At 40.5% G+C, this 18,167-nt stretch carries 19 protein-coding genes; 1 reads left to right on the top strand and 18 read right to left on the bottom strand.

Features of this window, described 5'->3' with window-relative positions; genetic code table 11:
* Positions 1-123: 123 nt before the first annotated feature.
* From A7K50_RS11125 to A7K50_RS11090, 8 genes are all read right to left on the bottom strand, one after another.
* Entirely contained in the window at positions 124-804 is a 681-nt protein-coding gene (locus A7K50_RS11125) for a Crp/Fnr family transcriptional regulator (protein WP_119776254.1), read from the bottom strand.
* Positions 805-1,208: 404 nt separating this feature from the next.
* Positions 1,209-2,510, bottom strand: coding sequence for an FMN-binding protein (locus A7K50_RS11120; protein WP_119776253.1), 1,302 nt, complete (start codon positions 2,508-2,510; stop codon positions 1,209-1,211).
* A 45-nt stretch (positions 2,511-2,555) separates the two neighbouring features.
* Positions 2,556-2,858: a dehalogenase gene (locus A7K50_RS11115; RefSeq protein ID WP_119776251.1), complete on the bottom strand. Its 303-nt coding sequence runs from the start codon at positions 2,856-2,858 to the stop codon at positions 2,556-2,558.
* 27 nt (positions 2,859-2,885) lie between these two features.
* Positions 2,886-4,190: a reductive dehalogenase gene (locus tag A7K50_RS11110; protein ID WP_119776250.1), complete on the bottom strand. Its 1,305-nt coding sequence runs from the start codon at positions 4,188-4,190 to the stop codon at positions 2,886-2,888.
* A 130-nt stretch (positions 4,191-4,320) separates the two neighbouring features.
* Complete coding sequence (locus tag A7K50_RS11105; protein ID WP_119776338.1) at positions 4,321-4,989, bottom strand: Crp/Fnr family transcriptional regulator; 669 nt, start codon at positions 4,987-4,989, stop codon at positions 4,321-4,323.
* Positions 4,990-5,576: 587 nt separating this feature from the next.
* The gene (locus tag A7K50_RS11100; protein WP_119776248.1) at positions 5,577-6,878 is read right to left on the bottom strand and encodes a 4Fe-4S binding protein; all 1,302 of its coding nucleotides are present in this window, start codon (positions 6,876-6,878) and stop codon (positions 5,577-5,579) included.
* Positions 6,879-6,912: 34 nt separating this feature from the next.
* Positions 6,913-7,212, bottom strand: coding sequence for a dehalogenase (locus A7K50_RS11095; protein WP_119776246.1), 300 nt, complete (start codon positions 7,210-7,212; stop codon positions 6,913-6,915).
* Between the two features lie 34 nt (positions 7,213-7,246).
* Positions 7,247-8,563 carry a reductive dehalogenase gene (locus A7K50_RS11090; RefSeq protein WP_119776244.1) on the bottom strand — a complete coding sequence of 439 codons (1,317 nt, stop codon included), beginning with the start codon at positions 8,561-8,563 and terminating at the stop codon, positions 7,247-7,249.
* Positions 8,564-8,754: 191 nt separating this feature from the next.
* On the opposite strand from A7K50_RS11090, the gene A7K50_RS11085 reads away from it, so the two are divergent.
* Positions 8,755-9,447, top strand: a complete 693-nt coding sequence (locus A7K50_RS11085; RefSeq protein ID WP_119776242.1) for a Crp/Fnr family transcriptional regulator — start codon at positions 8,755-8,757, stop codon at positions 9,445-9,447.
* Positions 9,448-9,657: 210 nt separating this feature from the next.
* On the opposite strand, the gene A7K50_RS11080 is transcribed toward A7K50_RS11085, so the two are convergent.
* The 10 genes from A7K50_RS11080 to A7K50_RS11035 form a co-directional block, all read right to left on the bottom strand.
* Positions 9,658-10,026 carry a YccF domain-containing protein gene (locus A7K50_RS11080; protein WP_119776240.1) on the bottom strand — a complete coding sequence of 123 codons (369 nt, stop codon included), beginning with the start codon at positions 10,024-10,026 and terminating at the stop codon, positions 9,658-9,660.
* Between the two features lie 42 nt (positions 10,027-10,068).
* Positions 10,069-10,623 (bottom strand): RDD family protein, encoded by a 555-nt coding sequence (locus tag A7K50_RS11075; RefSeq protein WP_119776238.1) that lies wholly within the window; start codon positions 10,621-10,623, stop codon positions 10,069-10,071.
* Positions 10,624-10,640: 17 nt separating this feature from the next.
* The gene (gene sppA, locus A7K50_RS11070) at positions 10,641-11,621 is read right to left on the bottom strand and encodes a signal peptide peptidase SppA (protein WP_119776236.1); all 981 of its coding nucleotides are present in this window, start codon (positions 11,619-11,621) and stop codon (positions 10,641-10,643) included.
* A gap of 335 nt (positions 11,622-11,956) precedes the next feature.
* Complete coding sequence (locus A7K50_RS11065; RefSeq protein ID WP_119776234.1) at positions 11,957-13,345, bottom strand: reductive dehalogenase; 1,389 nt, start codon at positions 13,343-13,345, stop codon at positions 11,957-11,959.
* 16 nt (positions 13,346-13,361) lie between these two features.
* On the bottom strand, positions 13,362-13,673 hold the full coding sequence (locus tag A7K50_RS11060) for a dehalogenase (RefSeq protein ID WP_119776233.1): 312 nt from the start codon (positions 13,671-13,673) through the stop codon (positions 13,362-13,364).
* Between the two features lie 295 nt (positions 13,674-13,968).
* Positions 13,969-15,345, bottom strand: coding sequence for a reductive dehalogenase (locus A7K50_RS11055; RefSeq protein WP_119776231.1), 1,377 nt, complete (start codon positions 15,343-15,345; stop codon positions 13,969-13,971).
* A gap of 16 nt (positions 15,346-15,361) precedes the next feature.
* Positions 15,362-15,676, bottom strand: coding sequence for a dehalogenase (locus A7K50_RS11050; RefSeq protein WP_199698284.1), 315 nt, complete (start codon positions 15,674-15,676; stop codon positions 15,362-15,364).
* 125 nt (positions 15,677-15,801) lie between these two features.
* Positions 15,802-16,536: a Crp/Fnr family transcriptional regulator gene (locus A7K50_RS11045; protein ID WP_243103730.1), complete on the bottom strand. Its 735-nt coding sequence runs from the start codon at positions 16,534-16,536 to the stop codon at positions 15,802-15,804.
* 529 nt (positions 16,537-17,065) lie between these two features.
* Positions 17,066-17,512 carry a hypothetical protein gene (locus A7K50_RS11040; protein WP_119776226.1) on the bottom strand — a complete coding sequence of 149 codons (447 nt, stop codon included), beginning with the start codon at positions 17,510-17,512 and terminating at the stop codon, positions 17,066-17,068.
* A 1-nt stretch (position 17,513) separates the two neighbouring features.
* On the bottom strand, positions 17,514-18,113 hold the full coding sequence (locus A7K50_RS11035) for a GTP-binding protein (protein ID WP_282432341.1): 600 nt from the start codon (positions 18,111-18,113) through the stop codon (positions 17,514-17,516).
* Between the last annotated feature and the right edge of the window lie 54 nt (positions 18,114-18,167).

Raw genomic sequence — 18,167 nt, 5'->3', positions numbered from 1 at the left:
ATGGAATTACACTCCCAATAATATAATGCTTCAAATAAAATACAATTTCATAATAAAAAATTCACATGAAAATGCTGATTAGGGATTCAATTGAGATTTAGAAGGGACCGACCTTAATTTTTCTTATGGTTGAACTATTTTCTGTGCGTGATACTGTTTTAATCCCTCAAAATCTACAATATAGTAATATCCGTGTATCTGATTAATATAATTTAATTTTTTTAATTTATTAATCATTCTAATACACGTATTTCTATTGATCCCAAGAATATTACTTATAAATTGCTGACTAATTTTAATATCTAATTTTATTGCATTTTCTTCTTCGATTCCAAACTTTTCGGCCATTGTCAGGAAAAGGTTGCATACTCTACATTCAACATCATAGAAGAGTACTTCACGCAGCTGTGCCACACTCGAGTAAAACTTTTTGGTCAAAGATTCCATAATAAACAACGATACATTCAAATCGTTTGTTATCATATCTAAAAGTTTTTCTCTAGTAATATAAACCAATTGTGTATCCGTAATTGCCTTAAAATAAACAGATGCAGGCCTATCAAAAAGTACATTTGACTCTAAAAAGATACTTCCGGTTTCTAAGATAAATTCAATCTTCTCATTACCTCTGGGTGAATAATCTACACATAATACCCTACCCTTTTGGATATAGTAAAACCCATTAATAATTTCTCCAGGGGAAATAATCACTTGATTTTTTTTAACATAAATTTTTTCTCCAGCTTCGGCAAAGGTTCTTGATGCGTTTTGTAATTTAAGTATAATAGGAAAATTTTCTCCCAAAATCAAAACCCCCAAAATGATTTAGCGTTATGTCAAAACCATTTAACCAAATCATCCAAGAATCCCCGATTTATCTACTTAACCTAAATAAGAAATTTCCTTTTTATAATAAGATTATCATATCCTCTTATAAGAAAAAAGATGTCTAGGTTGCAGTTTTAACTATTTTGCTATCAGAGAGACTGAAAGCTGACGACGGTATTGCCTATCCATAGACTGAAAAAATGACCAAGGCTGAAAGCCAAGGTCAATAGATTTACGACACAGTAATTTTTATCCACTTTAGATTTAAATATTCGATTAAGAAATAGCGTGATAAGCCTGGCATTCACTTATCACAATCATGATGGCGACAGCCGATATTAATACAATAAATAATAAATCCCCCGTGCTTAATTTGCTTTTCATTGTTTAACCTCGATGTTATTCAGTTCATTTACTGATCTTGCTTCGATTCCTTCGGTTCTTTCGGTTCTTTCGGTTCCTTTGATTCCTTGGGTTCTTTCAATTCGCTGAACCTTTTTCAATCTCGCTTTTTCTAGGACCCCTTTTTCTAAAATCCCGATAATATATTTCCTGGGGCGCAATATCATCTCATTGAGTATCAAGCCCGGACAGAAAAACCTGCACCAGAACCTGCTGATAAAGGAAGAACTAAAAATCACGACCGGCAAAATAAGCCACTGGATACCGAATCCCTGCCGTCCAAATAAAGTAGCAAATGGTTCGTAACCGGCAAAACTCGGTGTCTTTGTCAGAAATGCCCCTATCAGTGCCAAGTAGATGAGTATATACCTTAGTTTAGCCGCTTTGGCTTCGATTGCTTTATTGCTGCATTTGAATTTACCGCCGCCCACTTTTGCCGTGATTTCCTGTAAGGCGCCAAACGGGCAAAGCCAGAAACAGTAAACATTCTTTCCTAATATCAAGGTGATAATAGGGATTCCAATTAAGAGGATATACCAAACGAGGTTTTCACGGATGGACGGGAAATTCCCCATTAATAATGCGGCAATGTTGGCAAGGGAAATCGATGTGTTGTATTGAAAGCCAATGAAGACCAAGCTGCCTATCAGGGCAATCCAGCGCAGTTTTCTTTTTTTGAAGGCGACACCAATCACCGCCAGGATGACCAAAGCGATGACGGCGATTTCCTTGGTTCCGAACTTAAACGGCTCTACTTCATCCTTCACATCCAGCCCGAACTCATCCCTGGCTACGGCATGGCTACCCTGGGAGACTGCTTTGGCAATCCCCCGGGAAGAAAAAGTAGCGCCCGATATACGGTCAATATCCTTGTTAACGGACAAGGGGTCCGTGATGTCTTTGCCGATGAATTTCTCCAGGTATTTCTGGTCGATGACCTTATCGATAAAGGACGGCGTATCCTTATGGGCGGCGATAACTGTCCCGACAATTTTCCCTTGCAGGTCGATTCCGGTAACCATTTTAATCGGTCCGCCATAAGCAACTGCTTGCTCGATTACGACGTAACCTATTTTTTCTTCCCTGCCGTTTTGATCTTTCGTTATCCCTTCGTATATAACAGGGGAAGACGCAATCTTTTGAAAAGATTGCGCTTCCGGAAAAACTTGATTCATAAAAGGTATCACATCATTATCTGTATGAGTCCAACTGAAACCCAACGTTAGGAGGAATATAACTGCTGCTGCAAAAACAATAATCTTACTTAATAATTTTTTCATAATTTTTTTTATTTTTGCTCCTGTTAAAGATCTGCCTCACTGCAATTATGCGGCCTCTACTTTATTGGCTTTCTTTTTTGAGGATATTAAAGAATTTAACCGCACTGTAAGGATAATTAGTCCAAGAAGAATGGCTCCGAAGATTAACAGTCCCATACCGGCAGCCTGCATCTCGCCTTCACCAATGCTGCTGACGATCCAAGCCAGGGTAAAGGCTCCCCACAGTACGGATATGGAAGTCAAAACCCAGCGAGTTACGGACATTTTGCCTGCAGCCTGGAACTTGATATAGACAAACCATAGGGATGATACCATGAGTGCACCCAGAATTAACCAGAATATGATCATCATTCTCTCCTCTTTTCTAAAATATTTTTACTTATTCCAGAAGTTCTTTGTCGCATCTGAAGCACTCACTTTTCCGTATCCAAACAGATCATCAAAGAACCTTAGGATTGGACGGGCTGGCGTTCTTGTTCCCAGCTTCACGAAATCATGGTGCCATTCATCAAGTTTGTTATATGGACATACTTTAACGCAGATTCCACAGTCAGTTCCAACTTGTGCCCATTGGGACAAGCATTTTTCGGCATCTAAAGCCCATTTTTTTACACCGCCACTTGTGGATACCGTTATCGTTTTAAAACTTGGTTCTTTGTCATGCGATATCGCTTGCGAAGGACAAGCGTCGGCGCACTTCCTGCAGGTTTTACAAAATTCTGCAACCCCGAAAGTAATCGGTTTATCAACAGCTAACGGCAAATTCGTAAAGATTTTGCACAATCTGACTCTTGGTCCATATTTAGGCGTAATGAGGATCCCAATTCTGCTAAGTTCTCCTAATCCTGCGTGAACGCCCAAGGGAACACTTAATGCTGTATCATTGCCGCAAGGTATGGCCCGATAACCTAATCTTCTCAAGAAAGTTGCCACCTTATGAGCCGTTACACCCATATTGGAGTAGATATTGCCGGCAGAAGCACCTTCAAGCAGAGCCGGAGCAGCTTGAAAACTTTCATAATTCATTTCAAAAGCCATTACGATTACGTTTGTCGGTTCAAACGGGAAGACATTTGGTTTTAAAGTCGCCGTCTTCGGGTCAGTGATAACATCCGTGTAGACCCATCTATCATCATAGGGTGCGATTCCTACTAAATCTGCTCCAAAAAAGGTGGCTACCTTTTTTACCACTTGGCTTGCAAGTTCAGGCGTTTGAAATTTGTAAACATTAGGACTTACTTTTCCTTCCCAGTTATATAATCCTAAATTCGCGAATCCAGGAGCATGATAGCCATTGACATCATCCTCAACGGACCAAGCTGCATCATCCATAGCATATTCAAGCTGACCCCAGCCCTCTCCGCCTTCTTGAGGGATTTCACCGGTTTTTTTCCCGACATACTTAAAAAAGTCTGCTTGAACAATTTGATCCCCGCGAAAAGCTCTCATAAACACAGTATTCTTTTGATTATAACGTTTGTAATCACTCGAAATCTCCATCGGCATCGTATCATGTTGTTCAATGCCTGCAGCATTCGCTACGCTGTTTACCCCAGGAAGCTCGTAACCTAACAAAGCCGCACCAGCTGCCCCAACCCCCATTCCTATAGATTTTTTCAAGAAGTTCCGCCTACTCAGTCTTAACTTTTTTCCATCAGAATCCTGTTTGACCAAAGTCATGTTTTTGCCTCCTTTTTTCTTATTTAATTCAAAATACCATGGAGAAAAAAAGAGAACCAGTAGTCTGGATTACCGTAGTAAGCCCAAATTACTAGTTCGTATATCTGAAAAATCGTATTTAGTAAGAAAATTATTTAATCTTTTGTCTTGCCTGGTACTGTTCTAGTCCGTTTAAATCCTTGATATAGTAGTACCCGTCAATTTGCTCAATATAATTCATACCTTTAAGCTTTTTGATAATTTTGATACTGGTAATCCTATTGATCCCGAGTAAATGGCCAATAAATTGGTGACTGATTTTGAAATTCAATTTAATCATGTTCTCTGTTTCAATACCATAAGATTTGGCCATTGATATAAAAAGATTGCATATTCTCCATTCAACATCATGAAAAAGTAATTCTTCTATTCGAGACATGCTTGAAAAAAATTTCTTTGTCAATGATTCCATAATAAATAATGATATATCCAGATTATTTAATATTAATTCCATAAGTTTATTTTTGGATAGATGAATGATATAAGAATCTTCAACTGCTTTGAAGTATGTAAAAGCCGGAACATCGAAAAGCAGATTAGACTCCAGGAAAATACTTCCATCTTCAAGAATGAATTCTATTTTTTCGTTACCTTCAGGAGAGTATTCTATACATAATACCCGTCCCTTTAAAATATAATAAAATTTGTCAATGATTTCGCCTGGCGAAGCTATCGTTGTATTTTTTTTGTAAAATTCTTTCTCTCCCGCTTCAATTAAAGTCTTTGATACTCTTTGTGATCTGAGGATGCTAGAAAACATTTCTTTCAAAATTAATTCACCCCCTAAGACCAATTTCCAGAAAATCAAATTGGAGAGTCTCTATCTTAGATCAGTTTTTATTATTTTAGCTATCTCTACTTTTTAAATTAATATTACACTCTTTCAATATTTTTTACAAAAATAAAAATAATCTTTTGCCCTATAGGTCCATTTGTTTTACATAGAGTTAAAAAAGACGGTTTTCGATTGCAATACCGCCCATTCTGTCCATTAATCTATTCACAATTAATTACACCAATATCTTCATCTTCCGGAGGTAAAGGCTCAGAACATTTTTAAGAAATAATATAATCCCGCCTAACATTCAGAATATAGCAGAAGACAGAGATTAACTAGTAGTCCAGACAACTAACGACCCTGGCTTTTGATCCGTTATATCCTTTATCTGGATATCCTGAAATTCGCCAACGTAAAAATGACCAAGGCTGAAAGCCAAGGTCATAAGGAAGTTAGGATATTCGATTAAGAAATAGCGTGATAAGCCTGCCATTCACTTATCACAATCATGATAGCGACAGTCGATATCAATACAATAAATAATAAATCCCCCATACTTAATTTTCTTTTCATTCTTTGACCTCGATGTTATTCAATTCATTTGTAGATCTTGCTTCGATTTCTTCTATTCCTTTGGTTCCTTGGGTGCCTTGGGTCCTTTGAGTTCTTTTAATTCCCGGAACCTTTTTCAGTTTTGCGTTTTCTAAGCTCACTTTTTCTAAAATCCCCATGATATATCTCCTAGGACGCAAGATGATCTCATTGAGTATGAGCCCCGGACAGAAAAACCTGCACCAGAATCTGCTGATAAAGAAAGAACTAAAAATCACAGCCGGCAAAATCAGCCACTGGATACCGAATCCCTGCCGGCCAAACAAAGTGGCGAATGGCTCATAACCGGCAAAACTCGGTGACTTCGTCAGGAATGCACCTATGAGTGCCAGGTATATGAGAATATACCTTATTTTAGCCGCTTTGGCTTCGATTGCTTTATTGCAGCATTTAAATTTACCGCCGCCCACTTTTGCCGTGATTTCCTGTAAAGCGCCAAACGGGCAAAGCCAGAAACAGTAAACGTTCTTTCCTAATATCAAGGTGATAACCGGGATTCCGATTAAGAGGATATACCAAACGAGGTTTTCACGGATTGACGGGAAATTACCCATGAGAAGTGCGGCAATGTTGGCAAGGGAAATCGATGTATTGTATTGGAAGCCGATGAAGACTAAACTGCCTATCAGGGCGATCCAGCGCAGTTTTCTTTGTTTGAATGCTACGCCGATCACCGCCGGGATGACCAAAGCGATGACGGCAATTTCCTTTGAGCCAAACTTAAACGGCTGAACCTCATCCTTCACATCCAGACCGAACTCGTCCCTGGCTACGGCATGGCTGCCCCGGGAAATGGCCTTGGCTATCCCCCGGGAAGAAAAGGTAGCGCCCGATATCCGGTCGATATCCTTGTTAATGGACAAGGGGTCCGTGATGTCTTTGCCGATGAATTTCTCCAGATATTTCTGCTCGATGACCTTATCAATGAAGGATGGCGTATCCTTATGGGCGGCAATAACCGTCCCGACAATTTTTCCTTTGAGGTCAATTCCTGTGACCATTTTAATCGGACCGCCATAAGCAACCGCTTGCTCGATTACGACGTAACCAACTCTTTCTTCCTCACCGTTTTGATCTTTTGTTCTCCCTTCGTATATAACAGGGGAAGACGCAATCTTTTGAAAAGATTGCGCTTCCGGAAAAACTTGATTCATAAACGGGATGATATCACGATCTGTATGAGTCCAACTGAAACCCAACGTTAAGAGAAATACAACTGTTGCTGCAAATACAATGATTTTATTTGTTGAGTTTTTCATTTCCAGCTCCTGTTAAAGGTCTGCCTGACTAAAATTATGCGGCCTCTACTTTATTGACTTTCTTTTTTGGAATCAAGGAATTCAACCGTACTGTCACGATAACTAGGACAAGAAGAATCGCTCCGAAAATTAACAGTCCCATGCCTGCGGCCTGCATCTCGTCTTCTCCAATGCTACTAACGATCCAGGCCAGGGTAAAGGCTCCCCACAGTACGGATATGGATGTTAAAATCCAGCGGGCCACGGACATTTTGCCTGCAGCCTGGAATTTGATATAGACAAACCAAAATGATGACGCGATGAGTGCTCCCAGGAACATCCAAAATATTATCATTTTATCTCTCCTCTTCTCATTAATGCATTTACATTTATTTCCAAAAATCCTTTACGGCCTCAGCAACCGTTGCTTTTCCGTATCCAAACAGATCATCAAAGTACCTTAGAATCGGTCTTGCAGGCGTCTTCGTAGCAAATTTTGCTAAATCATGGTGCCATTCGCTCGGTTTGTTGTATGGACAGACTTTAATACAGATTCCGCAGTCAGTACCAGCGTCAGCCCACTGTGTTAAGCATTTCTCAGCATTTACGGCCCACCTTTTTACACCACCATTTGTGGAGACCGTTGAGACTTCAAAACTTGGTTCTTTATCATGGGTTATCGCTTGCGAAGGACAGGCATCTGCACATTTCCTGCAGGTCTTACAAAACTCCCTGACCCCAAAAGTAATCGGTTTGTCAACAGCCAAAGGCAAATCGGTAAATATTTTGCAGAACCGCTGTCTCGGTCCAAATTGCGGAGTGATAACAATTCCTATTCTGCTGAGTTCTCCCAGTCCGGCATGAATCGCCAAAGGAACGCTCAAGGCAGTGTCATTGCCGCAGGGTACGGTTTGGTAACCTAGAGCTCTAACAAAATGGGACATCTTATTTACGACAACACTCATACTGGAATAAATATTTCCGGCAGACGCAAGTTCAAGAGATGTCGGGGCAGCTTGGAAGCCCTCGTAACTCATTTCAAGAGCCATGACAATAACACTTTTAGGTGTAAACGGGAGATCATTAGGAACGCTATCCATCTTTTGCATATCGTATACACGTGAAAATACCCACCGCTCGTCATAAGGGGCAATTCCTACCAGACTCGCACCAAAGAATTTTGCAGCCTTTTTAACGGCTTTACTTGCAGCTTCAGGGCTCTCAAAAGTGTATTTATCAGGGTTTACTTTGCCGCTAATTTGCGGGTTCTTCCATTCGTATAATCCCTGACTGGCAAAACCTGGAGCATGATAACCATTGATACCATCCTCTACCCCAAAGGCACCGACTTTCATAGCCTCTTCAAGTCTGCCATAGCCGTCTGCTACCTTATTCGGTATTACGCCCATGTGTTTTCCGAAATAAGTGTCAAATGAAGGTTTAACTATAGGATCTCCCGCCATTGCACGCATAATCACATTGTATTTTTGATCATACCGTTTGTAATCTGCGGAAATTTCCACCGGATACGAATCATGCTCTACGACCTCTGCAGCATTGGCTATGCCATCGTAACCTAACATAGCTGCACCTGCTGCCCCAACCCCCATTCCGACTGAGGTTTTTAAGAAACCCCGTCTACTAAATTTTTTGGGAATAGCCTTTTCTTGTTCTGTGCTTTCAGTTTTTTCTTTACCGAAATCCATAGTACATCTCCTCCCTAAAATATTTTTTTCTACCAATAAGTTATCATTTCTCAAAATTAATAGTAGAAGTCCACACTACAAATGTAGCCTAGGCTACATTTTTATTTGTTTTGATAAAAGTATAATTAGTGTGTGATAATATTAAGGTAGAAAGGAAAAGTACTATATTAATATTGGGGAGTTTGGTTTTTATGAAATACTCACCCGTTGAAGAATTCTCAAGAATTTACAAGCTAGATAACTTTTCCAAAACATTTATTGAAAATGGTAAGGAATTATTCTTTAAAAAAAATTCAGTTATTGCGTCTCCAGGAGACGTCACGGAAGGATTTTATTTTGTCAAAGAAGGCAGAGTCATTGCTTCTGAATTCTCTCCCAAAGGAAATGAACGGATCATATGCATTCTTGAGAAGAGCAGTATTTTCTTAGAATCCAATGTTCTTTTTAATGTTCCGGTTTTTTGTTACTTTAAAGCAAGTATAGATACCACGCTAGTCTTTATAAAGAAAGAAGATCTATTGGACCTATTGGCAAAAGACTTAAATGTAACGCTTTTTCTCTTGCAATCCCTTACAAAGAAATTTTATTCCAATATGAATCATATTGATGAATTGCTCTATCACGATACAGAATGGGGGATGTGCAACCTTTTTTTAACATTAGCCGAAAATTTCGGAGTTGAAGAAGACACAAAAATCAAGTTAAATATTAAAATCAGCCAGCAGTTTATCAGCAATCTTCTCGGTATAAATCGAATAACGACATTAAGGATTATAAAAAAATTAAAGGAATTAATGTTAATCGAGCAGACGAACGGGTATTACTATATCAAAGACATCCAGCAGTTAAGGGACTATCAAACGAGTATCTATACGCAATTATAAATTTCTATTGCTTTAAGGAGTTTTACCTGATTATGCTGTTTAGCTGCTGAACAGTGAAAAGTGATTCAATAACTGCATAATGAATGATTTACATCTACTTATCCATACATGTTTTTCTCATTTTCGATAAAAGGCAGCACTACTAAAAAGAACGCCTAAAAAGACGTTCTTTTATTCAACAAACTTAATTGGGATACCTATGGAAATGATTTATTTGTCCACGATTTTTGCCCCAAAAGGAATCAAAGCCAACTGGGCAAACTTAAAATGCTGGAGCCCAAACGGAATGCCGACGATGGTGACGCAGAAAATAAGGCCGATAATTAAATGATGTACGGCCAGCTCCCATCCCAGAAAAATCAGCCAGAGAATATTTAAAAGTAATCCCCCGACCCCAAAGCCGCCAAGGATAACTTCTTTGCCGAATGGCCACAAAACAAGCAGGGATATTTTAAAACACTGAAGGCCAAAAGGAATGCCGACGATGGTGACACATAAAACCACCCCTGCCACAAACCACAGAATTGCTCCGATAATGCCGCCAAATAGCAGCCAGATTAGATTGCCGATAAAGTTCATCTTTGTTTTCCTCCAAATATTGGGCCGGTCGCATAGAATTGCTTATTCCGCATTGGCACTCAGTGCCACCGGGATCTGAACCCATCTGCCCCTCTTTTTATCCTCAGTATAAACCACATAGGTATCGCCGATGATATCGGTCAAGGCCTGTTTCCGAGGATGAAATGCGCAAATCAAATAACCCAGGTAGGTGCCGAGCAGCTGTGCCAGTGTTCTCCCGACGACTTCCCGCATAGCGACTGCAGACCAGCTGAGCGGGCTGCCATCTTTGCTTATAACTTTAATTCCCATGATCATCTTCCCGAGTGTCTGTCCGAAATACATCGTCAGCAAAACGAAATATATACTTCCCCAGATGCCCGGAAAGAGTGCATTGATCAGGACAAATGATTTAATGGTTGTTGTTTCAAGACCTGCAGGCCATATAACCCGGAAAAATATCTGACTGCTCATCGCAATGACTGCCAGATCAATGATAAAGGCCCAGAATCTGGTCCAAAAACCAACGACTCTTAAATCTACAACATTGACATTTTCCATTGTATTTGCACTTTCCGCTGTCTGATCACCGCTATTTGTAATATAATCAATATCCATGGCTGAATCACGCTCCTTTAGCGATACAGGTACATCACGGTAGGTACCGCGCTGTCCTGCAAATCCTGTTTGATTCCCAAGAAATCAAGTTGGGGAGACACCATGGAGAAGAGCCGATTCAAATTAAACAGCGTTTCATTTTGATATTGGATAACGTTTGGATCACTTTCGTTAATCATTTTTGCTGCTTCAGCAATGGCTCCGTCCAGATCACCGATCTGATCGATGAGGCCCAGCGATTTAGCCTGCGTCGCTGTATACACTCTTCCATCGGCGACTTTGATGACGGTCTGCCGGTCCATTTCTCTTCCTTTTGCCACTGCATCGACAAAATAGCCATAATACTCATCAATGATTCCCTGCATGATCTGCTTTTCTTCTTCCGTCGCTTCACGCATTGGATTCATGATGTCTTTGTTTTTGCCGCTTTTGAAAACAATTTCCTCAACACCCAATTTTTTTGCCAGCTCGCTGTAATTATACGTGCTCATAATGACGCCGATGGATCCGGTCAGCGTATCCCGAGTCGCCAAAATTTTATCCGCAGGCATCGAAATAAAGTAACCGCCTGAGGCTGCCAATGTACCCATGGAAACAACCAAAGGTTTTGGGTATTTTTCTTTTAAACTGATCAATTTCTGATAAATCTCATCACTTTCATACACACCGCCGCCAGGTGAATCAACTGCCAGGACAACCGCCTGAATCTCAGGATTGGTAAAGGCATCTTCGATTTCCTGTAAAAATATCTGGTGATTATAGGTATCGGTGGCTGACAATGAATCACTTGTGGACTGAATGGTTCCGTTGACGTTGATCAGAGCAATCGTTTTACCGGTTCCTTCCTGATAAGTCCCGGTGGTGAATGAGGGTTCCGAAGGCAACAGGGATTTTTCCAATTTTCCCATGTTTGCTCCTCCGGAAATAACATCTGTCTGTACGTATATCACCAGTAAAACAACGATAACCGCGATAGAAATCCAGCGTTTTTTATTCATACTCTCCTCCTACTGTTTTTCAACATTGATCATAAATTAAGATTGGATATGATTTTGTATCTCTTAGATCTTATTCTATGCAAAACCTTTCGTATTTAAAAACGGAACTATTTCCTTTTCTGTCAATATAAACTTTTAGAATAATTCGCTAAATTTCTGCTCTTTCCTTCAAAATATCCATATTTAAGACGATAAACCTCCCGGAGCACATCCCCAGGAGGTTTACGGATTTTCCTCTATCACGTTTTTGACAAGGTTTCAGGATTTTTTCGTAATCGGCAGCCACACCAGTATAGCTGGCAAAAGATGTTTTGTTAAACGAAGTAATGAAGACTTTACTTCAATACAATAGTTTCTGGAATTTTGTACATTTCCGGATATTCAAGCCACCATTTATAATCCAAGATCTGCTCGGTACCATATCCGAACATATCATCAATCGATTTAAGGAGACTGGCTCCTGCCGAATTCTGGCTTCCGATCCAAGTCCCCGCTTGATGGAACCATGAATCCTCCTTGGAATCCCATGGGCAGACTTTCATGCACCGTCCGCAGGAAATACCTTCTTCGTTTGATGTCCGGAATATACTGCACTTTTTAGAATTGACGTTCCAGCGCAAGTATCCGTTATATTCCACAGGATCGGCATCATAGGAAATGGCTTGAGCCGGACATTCCGCTGCACATTTTTTACACACTCTGCAGAAATCCTGCAAGCCAAAATCGATTGGCTTATCCGGAGCAAGCGGCAGATCCGTAGTAACGACAGCAGCTTTATGGCGGAATCCGAGCCGGGGATGGAGACTGGTGTTACCTGTGCGGCACATCTCCCCCAACCCGGCTGCGACAAGACAAGGGGTAACTGCCAAAATGTTATTGAAAGCATGAGAGGCCCTTGCATTATAACCAAGCCTGCGGATGTAATTTGCTATGATGACAGATATTAAAGCTGTAGCGATATAAGCATTAAAGGACTGCGCATCACTGATCCCGTCATAGCCAGTGGAACCCAGCATCGTTTCTAAATGTTGGTCTTTCACAAAGCCGATGACATATGGCAACCGTTCGGTTACAGGTTCGATGCATTCCTCTAGAGGTTTTTTCGCCATACCTTTCACATCTAGACAATGATAGGAATAGTAGGCATATTCCGGCATTTTGCCAATTGCTATATCGTCTGCATGCAGAAAGTACCCCAGATCTTTAATGTGCATTGACATTTGCTCGGGATCAGGTATCGCCAATTTATCCGGATTAGGCTTTCCTGTTCCTGCCACAGCTGCCGGCGTAGCAAGAAGAACAGCGGCTTGACCAATTGCTGTGTTTAAAGGGGATCTCGGAGTTTGGGTCAAGTATCCTCGAAATGCCTTATCTCCAACCCCGTTAGCTCCTTCTTCACCAAGTAGATGTCTTAATGTCAGTCCAGTAGCATGGTCAGCTTCGCTGATATTCTTGATCTTTCCAACGATCTTAGTGGTTCCCAACCATTGATCATTATGTTCCACATAGCGTACTGTAGCACTGCCCATATCGTGCACAGGATGAATTTTGGACCATTGTCCTTTTGGCGCAGCAGCGTACTGCACAGTGAAGTTGTTTGCTGCACTTGCAAACTTACCAGGTGTTTTTAATATTCCGGCAGCACCAAGGAATGTTGCTGCAGCGCCGGCTTTCAGAAAATTCCTTCGGTTGATTTGAAGTTGTTTTTTTTGCTCACTACTCATTCTTGTTCACCTCTTTTCAAGCTTGTTCAGTATTTGCCTTTTTCGTTTTTCCAATCGTGATGAAGCCTAACAAACGTGCCAGTACAACTGCAAGGACGATAGCTAATCCTCCAAATAGGAATATTGCAGTACTCGTTGCTTTAACATGCCCTACGGATGCGTTGATGTAGATAAAGGAAATTCCCGTCCAGGTAACAGCATACCAAATCACGAATAAGACCCAATTAATTACTGTTCTCCACATTTGCTCCATTTTGGCGCGAGGTTTAATAAAAAGAATTGCGGCTAAAAATAACACGCCAGCTATAAAAATCAACAATGTACCCATCATTTTCACCTCCTCTCTTAGCGATTTGGTCAATCCGGATGACTAGGTACATTGTACAAAATAAGGTAATTAAATGATTCAATCTAAATTGAAAATGATAATATTTTAGGTAAACTGCATATGGGACAATTGCTGGATTGATACAGATAATAAAATAATAACAGTGAGTATGTAGAAGAAAGGTTAGTCCCCTTTGCTTGGTGGCTAACCTTTCCGCGCTTCATCTCTTCTTTGTCCAGACACACGTGGAGTACTCAGATGAAGGAAATCGCTCCATATTAAGCGTTGAATATGCTTATTTTACACCTGTCAATGAAGCCCTTGTTGTAGTTAATGTTTCCGGAATTTTGTGATTTTCCGGCCATTCAAGCCACCATTTATAATCCAAGATCTGCTCGGTGCCATATCCGAACATATCATCAATCGATTTAAGGAGACTGGCTCCTGTCGAATTCTGGCTTCCAATCCAGGTTCCCGCCTGATGGAACCATGAATCCTCTTTGGAATTCCATGGGCAGACTTTCATGCACCGTCCGCAGGAAATACCTTCTTCGTTTGTTACCCGGAATATTTGGCACGTATTAGAATTGACGTTCCAGCGCAAGTATCCGTTATATTCCACAGGATCGGCATCATAGGAAATGGCTTGAGCCGGACATTCCGTTGCACATTTCTTACACACTCTACAGAAATCCTGTAAGCCAAAATCGATTGGCTTATCCGGAGCAAGCGGCAGATCCGTAGTAACGACAGCAGCTTTATGGCGGAATCCGAGCCGGGGATGGGCACTGGTGTTACCTGTGCGGGATAGCTCTCCCAACCCGGCTGCGATAAGACAAGGGGTAACTGCCAAAATGTTATTGAAAGCATGAGAGGCCCTTGCATTATAACCAAGTTTGCGGATGTAATTTGCTATGATGACAGATATATTAGCTGTAGCGTGATAAGCATTAAAGGACTGCGCATCACTGATCCCGTCATAGCCAGTGGAACCCAACATCGTTTCTAAATGTTGGTCAACCATAACGGTGATGACATATGGCATCCGTTCAGTTACAGGTACGACGCATTCCTCTACAGGTTTTTTCGGCAAATCAAACGCGTTTAATGTATGATAGGAAAAGTAGGCATATTCCGGCATTTTGCCAATTGCTATATCATCTGCACGCAGAAAGTAACCCAGATCTTTAATGTGCATTGACATTTGCTCTGGATCAGGTATCGCCATTTTCTGAGGAGCAGGCTTTCCTTCCATAACTGCCGGCGAAGCAATAGGACCAGCGGCTTGAGCAATTGCTGTGTTTAAAGGGGATCTCAGAGTTTGCGTCATGAATCCTCGAAATGCCTTATCGCCAAGTTTACCTCTTAATAGCAGTCCACCACCACCGTCAGCTTCGCTGATATTCTTGATCTTTCCAACGATCTTAGTGGTTCCCAACCATTGATCATTATTTTCCACATAGCGTACTGAAGCACTGCCCATATCGTGCACAGGATGAATCTTGGACCATTGTCCTTCTGGCGCAGCAGCATATTGCACACTGCTTGCTGCACTTGCAAACTTACCAGGTGTTTTTAATACTCCGGCAACACCAAGGAATGTGGCTGCAGCGCCGGCTTTCAGAAAATTCCTTCGGTTGATTTGAGGTTGTTTTTTTTGCTCACTACTCATTCTTTTTGACCTCTTTTCAAGCTTGTTCAGTATTTGTCTTTTTCGTTTTTCCAATCGTGATGAAGCCTAACAAACGTGCCAGTACAACTGCAAGGATAATAGCTAATCCTCCAAATAGGAATATTGCAGTACTCGTTGCTTTAACATGCCCTACGGATGCGTTGATGTAGATAAAGGAAATTCCCGTCCAGGTAACAGCATACCAAATCACGAATAAGACCCAGTTAATCACTGTTCTCCACATTTGCTCCATTTTGGCGCGAGGTTTAATAAAAAGAATTGCGGCTAAAAATAACACGCCAGCAACAAAAATCAACAATGTACCCATCATTTTCACCTCCTCTTTTAGCGATTTGGTCAATCGGATGACTAGGTACATTGTACAAAATAAGATAATTAAATGATTCAGTTTAAATTGAAAATAATCATTTTATAAATGATAATATTTTACAAATGCTAATTAGTGCCATCATGTTTGAATAATTGTGTTTCTTGTGTTAATTCTTCCAGCTTTCTGATATCAAAAATAACGATCTTGTCTCTCTTCTTATCTAAAATATGAAGCGTGTTCAGCGTGCAGAATACTTTGGAGACGGTTACATAATGAGCTCCGGTTATTTCAGAAATATCTCTCAAGGGTAAATTAATGTTGACCTCGATATGATTATTAACAGGCTTCCCCTGAGAAACGCATAATTGATAAATCAATTTCACAATCCGTATTGTCGGATTTAAAAAGTCCATCTCGGCCGCCTGTTTCATAAAGAAATTGCATTTGGCACTCTCATTTCTCATTATTTTAAAGAAAAGATTTCCGTCCATATGAAAAATCTTTTCAAGCTGTTCCCAAGAAAAAAAACATAGTTGGCTGTCTTCTAAGGCTACAATATAAGCGGCCATACGATTGTCGGAGTTATATTGAAATAAATAGTTGAACATACAATGTTTGCCGCCAAAATAAACCATTCGTTCTCGTCCATCGCTGAACAGAAAGTTTACTTGCAATTTACCGGTAAGCACATAGATAAATTTACGGATTTGTTCACCCGGTGAAACAACTAAACTATCTTTTAAGTAAGATTTGACTGTGCCGTATTCAACATACTTCTGCAATTCGCTTATCGGATAAAATGTATCCGGAATACCCACCCTCCATTTTTCAAAATTCTCCTGCATAATTCCAATTCCCACTCCTTTCTTACAATTTCCTTTTGTCAATAATCATAAATTTAGTATAGGCTTAATTAATGAAAAATTCTTCAATTCATACTTATTTTGCTTTGCGATGCCGTACGCACCAATACACCATGACAACATGCTCCTAAGTGTCCCGGTCCCGGCTATTATACCAAAGGGTGTATTTGTTATATTGAGGGTGTGGTTAATAACCTATTTAATTTTATTGCTTAAAAATATTTTGCCTTCAACTTAAGGCTGTGATTAAGCATAGCCACGAAGGGGACGTAACGAAACTTTATTTCGCGACGTCCCCTTAACCTATCTAGCCCAATTTTTTTGGCTCATCTTTTATCAGTTAGTACTGCCATCTTCCTCATATTATGAGCAATACAGTGCAAATGCTTTCCCTAATATTAGAACTTGATTATCCAAAAAGTATATCATGGTTAAGTTTTATTTTAGAGTCATGGGATAGAATTTAAACAGTTATAATGTTTACAGGAGGAAAATCATCTTTGCGCTCGTCATAATTTCTGAAAAGTTAATTGACTAATTTTTTTAACGTTTCTGCTAATTTAGAATATAATTCATTTTCATTGTTAATAAAAACTATCAGGGTAATCTTGGCCGTGACTTTTGGTTTCAAGGTTTCCTTGATCTGTACATCTTCGCCTGTCGTGGATAGCATGCAGGTATAGCCGGTTTCAGTAAGAAAAGCCTTGATATGCCCCACAAGCCCTCCCTGATCTTCAACCCAACCGGCTAAGGACTGTAGCTCATTGTTGAGCCTATCTCTTACCCACGAATATTCTTTGGCAATGACACGTTCAGTAGATAAAATGACGGCTCCTTCATGGTGGGTAACTGTGATTTCTTCCTGATTGCAGAGCACCGATTTCTCATGCTGTTCATGCTGCTCGTCATGGTGGTGTCCGCACTGACAGGCTTGGCCTTCGTGTTCATGGTGTTCATGGTGTTCGTGTGCCATTTTAGATCCCCGCCTTTTCAAATAAATCGTTCCAAAATCCGGTTGAAAGCTCGTTAGTAGCGGATATAGGATAACAGTACGCATCCCGGTTATATTTCCGGATACTCTCCTGTACTTTTTCCACTGTCGTTTCATCCACCAAATCAATCTTGTTAACTAACACTGACTTTGTATCCTCCAGCTGCTCTGAGACGAAGTTTTCCATCGCACCAACCAATCGGAACCACCGTTTGGCATCTACCACAATAATCGTCATGGCCTGCATCCCGAGTTCGGTCTCCACCGTGCTTTTTATTTTACTCGGAAAAGCAAGACCAGTTGCCTCAATGATGATCCATTCCGGGCTGTATTCCTTACTAAGATAATCAACTGTATCCGTAAGTTTAGCCGAAGATGTGCAGCAGGCGCAGCCGGCAAAAAGGTTCTTGACGGTAAAATCTTCATTCTCTAGTAGAAGGTTATCAATTCCGGCTGTACCGATTTCATTTTCTATGATTACAACCTTTTTGTCGTTCTCATTACCATTAGAAGTTTCAACGAGATGTCTTGCAAGCTGCATTAACACACTGGTTTTCCCTGACCCCAAGAATCCGCTTAATATGATTACTTTGATGGCAACCCTCTCCTTTTCAGTATAATCATGCTTCTGGGTCCT

This window comes from Dehalobacter sp. MCB1 (assembly GCF_003590275.1).
Classification (GTDB): Bacteria; Bacillota; Desulfitobacteriia; order Desulfitobacteriales; family Syntrophobotulaceae; genus Dehalobacter.
This window is presented reverse-complemented; position numbering and strand designations above follow the sequence as displayed.